Raw genomic sequence first — 11744 nt, forward strand, 5'->3', positions numbered from 1 at the left:
AGATCGCCCTGTGGGTTGCCCCCGCACAGCGTGCGCGATGATGGAGGGGTTCCGCCTCCCGTTTACCTGGTTTCCCCGGAAAGGTCACTCATGGCACCGCGCATCCTGCTGGCCCGGCACGGGCAGACCCAGTGGTCGCTGTCCGGCAAGCACACCGGCCGGACCGATGTGCCGCTCCTGGAGGAGGGGCGACGGGGCGCGAAGCTGCTGGGCGAGCGGCTGCACCGGGCACCGCACGACGGGCTGCCCGCGGCCGAGGTGCGCACGAGCCCGCTGTCCCGCGCGCGCGAGACGTGCGAGCTGGCCGGGTTCGGTGAGCGGGCGGAGCCCTGGGACGTCCTCATGGAGTGGGACTACGGGACCTACGAGGGGCTGACGCCCGACGACATACAGGCCCTTCGGCCCGGGTGGCTGATCTGGCGCGACGGTGTGCCCGGCGGGGAGAGCCTCGCGGAGGTGACCGCCCGCGCGGACGAGGTGGTCTCCTGGGCGCGCGGGCTGGAGGGCGACGCGCTGGTCTTCGCCCACGGGCACATACTGCGGTCCATCGCGGCGCGGTGGCTGGGGCTCCCTCTGGACTTCGCGGCGCGCATCCGCCTCAACCCGACCAGCCTGTCCGTGCTGGGGTGGGCCTACGGGGAGCCCGCGCTCGACACCTGGAACGACGTGGGTCACCTGGTGGCGTAGGCGCCCGTCGCCCCGGTCACCCCGTCCGCTTCCGCGGCGCCTCGTGTCTGTCCAGGAACTCCGACACCCCCGCCGCCCGCCGGTGCGGCAGCAGGACGCGTGCCGTTCCCGCCAGCATCGCCTGGACGCGGGAGGACTGGACCTGCTCCAGGAGGTCCAGGACGCGCAGGCCCGCCGCGGCGGCCTCGTCGGGGTGGCCGCCCCTGGCCAGGTCGTCGGCCAGTTCGGCGGTGTAGAGGGCGATGTTGCGGGTGAAGTGCGGGTCCTGGAGCCGGGCCGCCCGTCCGGCGTGCCGGGCGGCGCGTGGCCAGTCGCCCAGGGTGGACCAGCACTGTGCCTCCAGGCCCTCCAGTTCGGCCTCTCCGTAGAAGCTCATCCACTCGGGGTCGGCGTCCGAGCGGCCTCGCTCGAAGAAGGCCTGTGCGCGCGCCAGGGCCTGTTCGCAGCCCGTGCGGTCGGCGAGCCCGGCCCAGCCGCCCGCCTCGCGCAGGGCGAGCAGCGACATCAGCCGGGCCGAGCCCAGCGGACGGGCGATGCGCTGGGCGGCCTGCGCCGCGCGCACCGCCTCCCGGGGCCGCCCGGTGTCCCGCGCGAGGAACGCCGTGTTGCAGAAGGCGTGGGCCTCGAGAGCCGCGTCGCCGGTCATCCGGGCGGTCGCGAGGGCCTCGGCGTAGTGGGAGCGGGCGTCGTCGAAGCGGCCGGAGTCATGGGCCAGCCAGCCCACCGAGATGGCCAGTTCACCGGCGCCGGAGTGCAGTCGGTCGGCCGTGGTCTGCCGGGTCGTACCGGCGTCCAGAAGCGCGTACGCGGCGCGCAGCGGTGCCGCCGCGCGCCGGTAGAGACCGTCCGCTCCGTGCCGGTCGTCGAGCAACCGGATCCTGCGTACGGCCTCTTCGAGCGCGCTCGCCTCGCTCACCCCGGCGCGCCGCACGGGGCGTTCCACGGCGGCGGCGTCGAAGGTGAGCCCGAGCGGGCCCAGCGAGGCGGCGGCCACCGTGGCGCCTCCGCCGGTCATGAATGCGCGACGCAGCACGTCGCTCTCCTCGTAGTCGTCGTGCGTGTCGTACGGGCCCTGCGGGTCGTACCTGTCCTGCGGGCCGTACGGGTCCTGCCTGTCATACGCATCACAGGTCCCACGCGTCTCACTGGTGACGATCGGCGGGCTCGTGGTGTGCACGGGGAGCGCCTCCGGGGCGGTGCGCGCGCCGCGCCCGCGTACGGACGAGCGGGGCGCGAAGCCCAGGTCAATGAGCGTGCGGCCGGGGAACATGTGCAGGAACACCCGTTCGTACGCGTAGTTGGGACAACGGATCTCGCCCGACTCCACCCGGCCGATGTAACGAGCGTCACAGCTCACCCGCTCACCGATCTCGCGGGCGGCCCGGCGGACCGCGGCGGCGAACTCGGCCGGGGAGCGCCCACCGCGCAGGCCGCGGAAGACGAGGTTCGGCCGGGCGGGCCGGTCGGGCTGAGAGGTCATCGTTGACGACGTCATGGCCGGGTCCTCTCGTGCGAACCGTCGAACCATGCCGGAGTGGGGGTGGGTTGCCTCTGATGTCGGCATGAAGCCCCGGTCTCCGGCGAGCAAGAACGTACCTGCTGTACCGGTGCCGCCACGCTGTGTTTGGCTACAAACCGGATATCTCATCCACGATCTGCCATGAAGTGCCATCCTTTGCGGCGGACTTCCGCCGTAGCCGTTGACGCGACGAAGCGTTGAACCCTGCGGACCGGGAGCCGCCCGACTCCCGGCCTGCTCGCCCTAGGAGGGTTTCGTGGTGGAGGCCGGGATGGAGACAACGACCCCGACGACGGCGCGGGGATCGGCGACCGGGTGCGACCTCGTGACCGTACCGGCGCGGCAGGGCCTGGAGGCGGTCGACATCCTGCGGCGCGGCGCCGGCGACTCCATGGGGCCCGTCCTGCACGACGACGACTGCGACACCCTCTGCTTCGTGGTCCCGCCCGGCACGGCCGACGCCTGGGACGTACCGGGCAGCGTCTGCACCCAGACCGACGGCCGCGGCGTGAGCCTCGTACCCGAACCCCCCGTCGAGGGCACCGACTGGCTGCTGCCCCCCGACGAGGCCGACCGCGCGACCGACCCGGCCGTGCTGCGCCGGGCGCTGGGGGAGGCGGCGCGGCTGATCGAGGCGGCGGACAACTGCCGCTGAGGGCTCCGGAGGACCGAGGGTGCCGGACCGTACCCCCTGAGCGTCAGGCTCCGCCCCTGCGACAATGGCCGGATGGGAAAGTCCAGGAACGCCCGGCGCGGGCAGGCGGCCGTGGCCGCCGTCGTCGAGCCCGTCGACGGGGGGCTCGCCGAGCTGGTCCCCGACCGGGACCGGGCGCGCGCCTGGACGCTGCTCATCGACGGGGCGCCCCAGTCCCACGTGGACCTGGACGACCCGGCGTATCTGGACTTCGAGTACCAGCGCCGCCTCGGTCACGTGATCGACCTCGCCGCCCCGCCCGGCAGACCCGTCCACGCCGTCCACCTCGGCGGCGGCGCGCTCACCCTGGCCCGCTACGTCGCCGCCACCCGCCCCCGCTCCACCCAGCAGGTCGTCGAGCGCGACGCGGCCCTCGTCCAACTGGTCCGCCGGGAGCTGCCGCTCGCCCCGAACGCCCGGATCCGGGTGCGGTCGGTGGACGCCCGCGAGGGGCTGGCCAAGGTGCCGGACGGCTGGGCCGATCTCGTCATCGCCGATGTGTTCAGCGGAGCCCGCACCCCGGCGCACCTCACCTCCACCGAGTTCCTCGACGACGTCCGCCGCGCGCTGCGCCCGAGCGGGGTCTACGCGGCCAACGTCGCCGACGGTCCGCCGCTCGCCCATCTGCGCGGTCAGATCGCCACGGCCGCCGCCCGCTTCGGGGAACTGGCGCTGGTCGCCGACCCGGCGGTGCTGCGCGGCAAACGCTTCGGCAACGCCGTACTGGTGGCCGCCGACCAGCCCCTGCCCGTCGCCGAGCTGACCCGCCGCGCCGCCTCCGACCCGCACCCGGCCCGGGTCGAACACGGCAGGGCCCTCACCGACTTCAGCGGCGGCGCACCGGCCGTCACGGACGCCGCCGCGGTCGCCTCACCGGCACCGCCGCCGTCCGTCTTCCACTGACCCCACCCACGCGGGTCAGTACGTCCCGATCTCCACCCGCGGCGGACCGTCGTGCCAGGTGCAGAACACCGACACCCGGTCGGCACCGGACGTGAACTCCACCCGGATCCAGGTCTCCGTCTTCCACACCTGCATCGACCAGCCCGCGCCCGGGGTCGCCGAGACCAGGGTCGCGTGGTCTTCGCGCAGGTCGAAGACGGCCCGGCCGCCCTCGGTGTCGTAGCTCTTGACCTCGCCGGACGGGGTGGGGCTCGCCTCCGGCGTGGGGGAGGAGGGCCGGGGCTTCGTGGACGGGGTCGGCTCGGTCTCCGGCGAGGCGGACGCGGGCGGCCGGGTGGAAGGGGCGGCCGGGGTCTTCGACGGGCCCGGGCGCTGGGTGCTCGCCGACGTGGCCAGCGGCTGTGAGTCCCGGGGGGTGTCGGCGGCCGTGACGGGCAGGGCCCGGGGCGGGTCGTACACCGTGCCCGCCAGGACCGTGTGCACGCCCCACCAGGACAGCGCCGCCGCGGCACCGGTGGCCAGCGACCAGGCGAGTACGTGGACGAATCCTCTGAGCATCGCGGGCCATACTGCCTCACGCGTCACAGTGGGCGCAGCCCCGGGGCGTGGTGCGGGAGTTGTCCACAGGCGGTTGTCCACAGGCTCGGACCGGTGGTGCCCGTATGGCGTACGGTGCGGCGCATGGCAAGTGTGCTCGTGGTCGAGGACGACCAGTTCGTACGCTCGGCGCTGATCAGGCATCTGACCGACGCCGCGCACACCGTGCGCAGCGTGGGTACGGCGCTGGAGGCGCTGCGCGAGGTCGCCCATCTCCGCTTCGACGTGGTCATCCTGGACCTCGGACTGCCCGATCTCGACGGGTCCGAGGCCCTGAAGATGCTGCGCGGCATCACCGACGTCCCTGTGATCATCGCCACGGCCCGGGACGACGAGGCGGAGATCGTCCGGCTGCTCAACGCGGGCGCGGACGACTATCTGACCAAACCGTTCTCCGTCGAGCACCTGTCGGCCCGGATCGCCGCCGTGCTGCGCCGCGCCCGTGCCGCCACCGCCGACGCCGCGCCGGACACCGTGCTGCGGGTCGGCGGACTGACGGTGGACCCCCTGCGCCGCCAGGCCGAACTGGACGGCGTACGGCTCGATCTGACCCGCCGCGAGTTCGACCTGCTCGCCTTCCTCGCGGGCCGCCCCGGCGTCGTCGTACCGCGCCGGGAACTGCTCGCCGAGGTGTGGCAGCAGTCGTACGGCGACGACCAGACCATTGACGTCCATCTGTCCTGGCTGCGCCGGAAGCTGGGCGAGACGGCCGCCCGGCCGCGCTATCTGCACACCCTGCGCGGCGTCGGCGTGAAGCTGGAGCCACCGGCCGGGGAAGCGGGGCCGACGCGATGAGGTGGGCACTGGTCAAGGTCTCGCTCGCGGTCACCGCCATGGTCGTGGTCGCCTTCGCCGTACCACTCGGGCTGGTCATCAAGGAGATGGCCCGCGACCGGGCCTTCGCCAACGCCGAGCGGGAGGCCGCGGCGATCGCCCCGGCGCTCTCCATCACCACCGACCGGGACCAGTTGGAGCGCGTGGTCGCCTCCGCGGGCTCGGACGACGGCATGGCCGTGCACATCCCGGCCGCCGAGGACGCGGAGGCCGTCGAGATCGGGCGGCGGCGCGCCACCGCCGAGGACATCGAGGCCACCCGGGAGATGGGCCGCGCCTCCACCGCGCGCGTGCCCGACGGCTCCGCGCTGCTCCAGCCGGTCGCCCTCAGCTCGGGCCAGATCGCCGTCGTGGAGGTGTACGTCCCGGACGCCGCCGTCGGCAAGGGCGTCGGCACGGCCTGGGCGGTGCTCGCCGGGGTCGGCCTGGCCCTGATCGTCGGCTCGGTGGCGGTCGCCGACCGGCTGGGCGTGCGGATGGTGCAGCCCGCGCAGCGCCTGGTCAAGGGTGCGCGGGAGCTGGGCGAGGGCAAGCTGGGGGCGCGGGTGCCGGAGGAGGGGCCGACGGAACTGCGGCTGGCGGCGGTCGCGTTCAACTCGATGGCCGACCAGGTCGTCCAGCTCCTCGCCAACGAGCGGGAGCTGGCCGCCGACCTCTCCCACCGGCTGCGTACCCCGCTGACCGTGCTCCGGCTGAACGCCGCCTCGCTCGGCGACGGACCGGCCGCCGACCAGACCCGGGCCGCCGTCGCCCAGTTGGAGCGGGAGGTCGACACCATCATCCGCACCGCCCGCGAGGCCAAGCCGCAGACCGCGGCGGCCGGGCCCGGCGCCGGGTGCGACGCGGCCGAGGTGGTCCGGGAGCGGATGGGGTTCTGGTCGGCGCTCGCGGAGGACGAGGGCCGCAAGTGGCGGGTGGCCGGGGTGGAGCGGCCGGTGCGGATACCCGTCGCCCGTGCCGACCTGGCCGCCGCGCTGGACGCGCTGCTCGGCAATGTCTTCCGGCACACCCGGGAGGGCACCGCCTTCGCGGTCGACGTGCACAACGGCGAGGACGCGGTGATCGTCCTGGTCTCCGACGCGGGCCCCGGCATAGCCGACCCCGACGCGGCGATGTCCCGCGGCCGTGGCTCCGGCGCGGACGGCTCGACCGGCCTCGGCCTGGACATCGTCCGCAGACTCGCCGAGTCCACCGGCGGTGACGTCCGCATCGGCTCCTCCGTCCTCGGTGGCACGGAGGTACGGATCTGGATCCAGCTCGACGACCGCGAACGCGCTCCGCTGCGGCGCGGGCACCGGGGCGCGGTCCGCCGACGCCGCCCGGCGAAGCCGGTCGTGAAGGCCGGTCATTAATCCGGTCCGATCGCATCCTTAAGCGCGCCCTAAGTCCCTCAACCACCGCCCGGAACAGGCACTTTGCCCGTTTCGAGATCGCTAGCGTGCTGCCGAACCCCCACCTTCGAACGACCAGAGGCAGGCACGCGATGAGCACGCACCGGCGCGGACTGAGCGGCAGGAACAAGGCGATCGGCGGGGCCGTCGCCGCGGCCGTGATCGGCGGTGGCGCCGTTCTGTTCTCCGGCACCGCGCAGGCGGCCGGTGTCGGCGCCGCGTACACCAAGACCAGCGACTGGTCGACCGGCTACACGGCCCAGTACGTCGTCACCAACAACAGCGGCGCCAAGAAGGCCGACTGGACGCTGGAGTTCGACCTGCCCTCCGGTGCGAAGCTCAGCTCACTGTGGAACGGCGAGTCGAGCGTCAGCGGGCAGCGCGTCACCGTACGCCCGCCGAAGTGGGACACCGACGGGCTGGCCGCGGGCGAGTCCGTCACCGTCGGCTTCGTGGTCAACGGCTCCGCGGACCCCACCGGTTGCGTCATCGACGGCGCCAAGTGCTCCACGGACGACACGGCCACCCCCGAGCCCACCGGCCGCCCGACCGACTCCCAGACCCCCACGGCCACTCCGACACCCACGTCCACCCCCACGTCCACCCCCACGTCCACCCCCTCGGAGACCCCGAGCACCGGCACCCCCACCGGCACCCCCACCACCGCCGCCTTCGCCCCCTACATCGACACCTCCCTCTACCCCGCCTTCGACCTCCTCGCCTCCGCCCAGGCCACCGGCGTGAAGCACTACAACCTCGCCTTCATCACCGACGGCGGCGGCTGCACCCCGAAGTGGGGCGGCGTGACCGACCTGGGCAGCGACGCGGTGGCCGGGCAGATCGGCGCCCTGCGGGCGAAGGGCGGCGACGTACGGGTCTCCTTCGGCGGCGCGGCCGGTGCCGAACTGGCCACGGCCTGCTCCTCCGCGAGCGCGCTGGCGGCGGCGTACGAGAAGGTCGTGGACGCCTACGACCTCACCAAGGTCGACTTCGACGTGGAGGGCGGCGCGCTCCCCGACGCCGCGGCCAACACCCGCCGCGCCCAGGCCATCGCGCAGCTCCAGAAGGCCCACCCCGACCTGGACGTCTCCTTCACGCTGCCGGTGATGCCGGAGGGCCTGACCCAGCCCGGCGTCGACCTGCTCGCCGACGCCAAGCGCAACGGCGTCGGGATCGACGCGGTCAACATCATGGCGATGGACTACGGCCCGGCGTACAGCGGCGACATGGGCACGTACGCCGAGCAGGCCGCCACCGCCACCCAGGCGCAGATCAAGAGCGTCCTCGGGCTGAGCGACAGCGCCGCCTGGAAGACGGTCGCCGTCACCCCGATGATCGGCGTCAACGACGTCGTGACCGAGATATTCAAGGTCGAGGACGCCACACAGCTGGTGAGGTTCGCCGAGGCCAAGGGGCTGGGCTGGCTGTCGATGTGGTCCTCGACCCGCGACAAGCAGTGCCCCGGCGGCGCGAAGAACTCCGCGGACCCCACCTGCAGCTCGATCCTCCAGGGCGACTTCGCCTTCAGCAAGGCGTTCGCCGCCTACAAGTGAGCCACGGGGAATGACCGGGGCGCGGCACCCCCACAGTGCCGCGCCCCTCCCTCCGTGCTCCCCCCTGGGTCAGGCGTCGGCCGCGTCGGCCGCCGGGGGGAGCACACCCGTGCGCGCCGCCTGGCCGTACCAGAGGGCGCTCGACTTCGGCGTGCGGGCGAGGGTCGCGTAGTCGACGTAGACCGCGCCGAAGCGCTTGCCGTAGCCGTACGCCCACTCGAAGTTGTCCATCAGGGACCACAGGTAGTAGCCGCGCACGTCGGCGCCGTCCGTGATCGCCCGGCGTACGGCGGCCAGGTGGCCGTGCAGATAGGCGACGCGCTCGGGGTCGTGGACCTTGCCGTCGGCGTCCATCTTGTCGTCGTAGGCCGCGCCGTTCTCGGTGACGTAGAGCGGCACACCCGGGGCCTCGCGGCTGTAGCGCATGATCAGGTCGTGCAGACCGCTCGGGTCGATCGTCCAGCCCATCTCCGTGCGCTCGCCCGGCGTCTGGTGGAACGCCACGTCCTCCGCGGCGGGCCAGGGGGAGTGCTCGCTGGAGCCGTGGCCGTCGGCGCGCGGACCGGCGGGGGCGTTGTCGACGTGCGAGACCAGCGAGGGGGTGTAGTAGTTCAGGCCCAGTGCGTCCAGCGGCTGCTTGATGGCGGCCAGGTCGCCGTCCTGGACGAAGGACCAGTCGGTGACCGACGAGGTGGCCTCCAGCAGCGTCGCCGGGTAGGCGCCGTGCAGCATCGGCCCGTGGAAGACGCCGTTGGCCAGGTCGTCGATCTTCTGTACGGCGGCCAGGTCCGCGGGGTCCTGGGAGAGCGGCCGGACCACGGAGGAGTTGAGGGAGACGGCGACCGAGTTGCGGGCGGGCATCACCGACCGCAGGGCGACGGCGCCGAGACCGTGGGCCAGGTTCAGGTGGTGCGCGGCCTTCAGGGTGGCCGCCGGTTCGGTGCGGCCGGGGGCGTGCACCCCGGAGCCGTAGCCGAGGAAGGCGCTGCACCAGGGCTCGTTGAGGGTGATCCACTGCTCCACGCGGTCGCCGAGCGCCTCGCCGACGATCTGCGCGTACTCGGCGAACCGGTACGCCGTGTCCCGCTCGGGCCAGCCGCCCGCGTCCTCCAGCTCCTGCGGCAGGTCCCAGTGGTAGAGGGTGACGGCGGGCTTGATGCCCTTGTCCAGCAGTTCGTCGACCAGACGGCGGTAGAAGTCCAGGCCGACCTGGACGGCGGGGCCACGGCCGGTGGGCTGCACCCGGGACCAGGAGACGGAGAAGCGGTACGCGGTCAGGCCCAGCTCCGCCATCAGCGCCACGTCCTCGCGGAAGCGGTGGTAGTGGTCGACGGCGATGTCACCGTGGTCGCCACCGGCCGTCTTGCCCGGCGTGTGGCTGAAGGTGTCCCAGATCGACGGTGTGCGGCCGCCTTCCCGTACCGCCCCCTCGATCTGGTAGGCGGAGGTCGCCGCGCCCCACAGGAAGGTGGGGGGGAAGGACACCGGCGTTTCGGGCTCAGGCATGGAAGCGCTCCCATAGCGGGTCCCGGCGGGGACCCACAGGTAGAGGACGGAGGAGAAGGGGAAGGAGAGGGGCCGAGGCGGCGGTGACCCGGCCCCCTGCCGACGGGGGCGTAGCGGCAGGCGTTGGGGTCAGCCCTTGACCGCGCCCTGCATGATGCCGCCGACGATCTGCTTGCCGAAGATCGCGAAGACCAGCAGCAGCGGCAGCGTGCCGAGCAGTGCGCCCGCCATGATCAGGGACTGGTCGGGCGTGTAGCCGCGGCCCAGGCCCGCCACCGCGACCTGCACGGTCGGGTTGCCGGTCTGGGTCAGCACCAGGAACGGCCACAGGAAGTCGTTCCAGGTCTGGACGAACATCAGCATGCCCAGCACGGCCATCGCGGGCCGCGCGGCCGGGAACACCACGTGCCACACCACGCGCCAGCTGCTCGCGCCGTCCACCCGGGCGGCCTCGATGATCTCGTCCGGCAGCGCCTGGATGAGGTACTGCCGCATGAAGAACACGCCGAACGCGCTCACCAGCGACGGGAAGATCACCGCCTGGAGCTGGTCGGTCCAGTCCAGCTTGGCGACCATCATGTACAGCGGGATCACGCTGAGCTGCGGCGGCACCATCATCGTGCCGATGACGATCAGCATCAGCGCGTTGCGGCCCTTGAACTTCAGCTTGGCGAAGGCGAACCCGGCGATCGTCGACAGCACCACGATGGTGATCGCGGAGATCCCCGCGACGATGGTGGTGTTGAGGAACGCCTCACCCAGGTTGGCGTCCTCCCAGGCCACCTCGAGCTTGTCGAACAGGTTGCCGCCGAACCACAGCGGCGGGGGGTTCTCCGCGAGGCGCTGGTTGTCCCGGGAGGCGGCGATCGCGGTCCACACCAGCGGGAACAGCGAACCGATCGTGAACAGCGCGAGGATGATGTACGCGACGGGTCCGGCGTGCATGGTCCCGCCCGCACGCGCCGACTTCGGGCGGCGCACCTTGCGGTGCTCCTCCGGTTTGGCGTCCTTCGGGCTCAGTGTCGTCGTCACGGCCGGTTCTCCTAACTACTGGCGCGCAGCCGGCGCGAGATGACGTAGTTGACGATCCCGATCACGATGAGGATCAGGAACATCGTCCAGGCGATGGCGGAGGCCCGGCCGAGGTGCTGGTTGACCCAGCCCTGCTCGTACAGGTACAGGCCGAGCGTCTGGAACTGGTGCTCGGAGCCGCCGGAGGCGCCCTTGTTCGCGTCGAACAGCAGTGGCTCGCCGAACACCTGCGAGGCGCCGATCGTCGACACGACCACGGTGAACAGGATCGTCGGCCGCAGCGACGGCAGTGTGACGTGGAAGAACTGCTGCCAGCGGCTGGCCCCGTCCAGGGCCGCCGACTCGTACAGGTCCTGCGGGATCGCCTGCATCGCGGCCAGGTAGATCAGCGCGTTGTAGCCGGTCCACCGCCAGATGATGATCGTCGACACCGCGATCTTCGAGGCCCACGAGTCGTTCTGCCAGTCGATGTTGTCGATGCCGACCGCGCCCAGCGCCCAGTTGATCATGCCGTAGTCGCGGCCGAACAGCAGCACGAAGACCAGCGAGGCGGCGGCGATCGAGGTGGCGTACGGGGCGAGCATCACGACCCGGTAGAAGGTCGAGGCGCGCAGCTTGTAGTTGAGGATGTGCGCGATGCCCATCGCCATCAGCAACTGCGGAACGGTGGAGATGACGCCGATGATGAGGGTGTTCTTCGCGGCGTTCCAGTAGAAGTCGTCGTCGATGATCCGCGAGTAGTTGCGCAGGCCCACCCAGTCCATGTCGGTGGGCGCGGTCAGCTCCACCTGGTGCAGTGAGGCCCAGCCCGTGTAGATCAGCGGGAACAGGCCGAACGCGATGAACAGCAGGAAGAAGGGGGTGACGAAGGCGTACGGGCTCCATCGCATGTCCCGCTGCCAGCGCCGGGACAGCCGGGCCCGATGCCGCTTCTCCTCGGCGGTGAGGGGGGCGGCCTCGCTCGGGCGCGGGGCCGCGCCCCCCTTGGAGGGGGACGCGGCGGCCGTGTCGTGCCGGGTGGTCATGCC

11 protein-coding genes are annotated in these 11744 nt (G+C 72.5%); 6 read left to right on the forward strand and 5 right to left on the reverse strand.

Annotated features, from left to right (window positions below; all coding sequences use genetic code 11):
* Window positions 1–90: 90 nt before the first annotated feature.
* The gene (locus tag ACFVQG_RS12600) at window positions 91–687 is read left to right on the forward strand and encodes a histidine phosphatase family protein (protein ID WP_383380366.1); all 597 of its coding nucleotides are present in this window, start codon (window positions 91–93) and stop codon (window positions 685–687) included.
* 16 nt (window positions 688–703) lie between these two features.
* Here ACFVQG_RS12600 and ACFVQG_RS12605 read toward each other — a convergent pair whose 3' ends face one another.
* Window positions 704–2182: a hypothetical protein gene (locus ACFVQG_RS12605; protein WP_383380368.1), complete on the reverse strand. Its 1479-nt coding sequence runs from the start codon at window positions 2180–2182 to the stop codon at window positions 704–706.
* A gap of 295 nt (window positions 2183–2477) precedes the next feature.
* On the opposite strand from ACFVQG_RS12605, the gene ACFVQG_RS12610 reads away from it, so the two are divergent.
* Both ACFVQG_RS12610 and ACFVQG_RS12615 read left to right on the forward strand, forming a co-directional pair.
* Window positions 2478–2861, forward strand: a complete 384-nt coding sequence (locus tag ACFVQG_RS12610) for a hypothetical protein (protein ID WP_383380371.1) — start codon at window positions 2478–2480, stop codon at window positions 2859–2861.
* A gap of 72 nt (window positions 2862–2933) precedes the next feature.
* Window positions 2934–3803, forward strand: coding sequence for a spermidine synthase (locus ACFVQG_RS12615; RefSeq protein ID WP_383380373.1), 870 nt, complete (start codon window positions 2934–2936; stop codon window positions 3801–3803).
* A gap of 15 nt (window positions 3804–3818) precedes the next feature.
* Here the strand turns inward: ACFVQG_RS12615 and ACFVQG_RS12620 are convergent, their stop codons facing one another.
* The gene (locus ACFVQG_RS12620) at window positions 3819–4361 is read right to left on the reverse strand and encodes a hypothetical protein (RefSeq protein ID WP_383380376.1); all 543 of its coding nucleotides are present in this window, start codon (window positions 4359–4361) and stop codon (window positions 3819–3821) included.
* Window positions 4362–4484: 123 nt separating this feature from the next.
* Here ACFVQG_RS12620 and ACFVQG_RS12625 point away from each other — a divergent pair, with 123 nt between their 5' ends.
* The 3 genes from ACFVQG_RS12625 to ACFVQG_RS12635 all read left to right on the forward strand — a co-directional run bounded on the left by ACFVQG_RS12625 (window position 4485) and on the right by ACFVQG_RS12635 (window position 8178).
* On the forward strand, window positions 4485–5195 hold the full coding sequence (locus ACFVQG_RS12625; RefSeq protein WP_383380379.1) for a response regulator transcription factor: 711 nt from the start codon (window positions 4485–4487) through the stop codon (window positions 5193–5195).
* The gene (locus tag ACFVQG_RS12630; RefSeq protein ID WP_383380382.1) at window positions 5192–6586 is read left to right on the forward strand and encodes a sensor histidine kinase; all 1395 of its coding nucleotides are present in this window, start codon (window positions 5192–5194) and stop codon (window positions 6584–6586) included. Before ACFVQG_RS12625 ends, ACFVQG_RS12630 begins: the two co-directional genes overlap by 4 nt.
* A gap of 131 nt (window positions 6587–6717) precedes the next feature.
* Window positions 6718–8178 carry a cellulose binding domain-containing protein gene (locus ACFVQG_RS12635; protein ID WP_383380385.1) on the forward strand — a complete coding sequence of 487 codons (1461 nt, stop codon included), beginning with the start codon at window positions 6718–6720 and terminating at the stop codon, window positions 8176–8178.
* A 69-nt stretch (window positions 8179–8247) separates the two neighbouring features.
* On the opposite strand, the gene ACFVQG_RS12640 is transcribed toward ACFVQG_RS12635, so the two are convergent.
* The 3 genes from ACFVQG_RS12640 to ACFVQG_RS12650 form a co-directional block, all read right to left on the reverse strand.
* The gene (locus tag ACFVQG_RS12640; RefSeq protein ID WP_383380388.1) at window positions 8248–9684 is read right to left on the reverse strand and encodes a GH1 family beta-glucosidase; all 1437 of its coding nucleotides are present in this window, start codon (window positions 9682–9684) and stop codon (window positions 8248–8250) included.
* A 129-nt stretch (window positions 9685–9813) separates the two neighbouring features.
* A complete protein-coding gene (locus tag ACFVQG_RS12645) occupies window positions 9814–10716 on the reverse strand; it encodes a carbohydrate ABC transporter permease (RefSeq protein ID WP_383380391.1) in 903 nt (300 codons plus the stop codon).
* 11 nt (window positions 10717–10727) lie between these two features.
* Entirely contained in the window at window positions 10728–11741 is a 1014-nt protein-coding gene (locus ACFVQG_RS12650) for a carbohydrate ABC transporter permease (protein ID WP_383381696.1), read from the reverse strand.
* Between the last annotated feature and the right edge of the window lie 3 nt (window positions 11742–11744).

The organism is Streptomyces sp. NPDC057877 (genome assembly GCF_042796855.1).
In the GTDB taxonomy this organism is placed as follows: Bacteria; Actinomycetota; Actinomycetes; order Streptomycetales; family Streptomycetaceae; genus Streptomyces.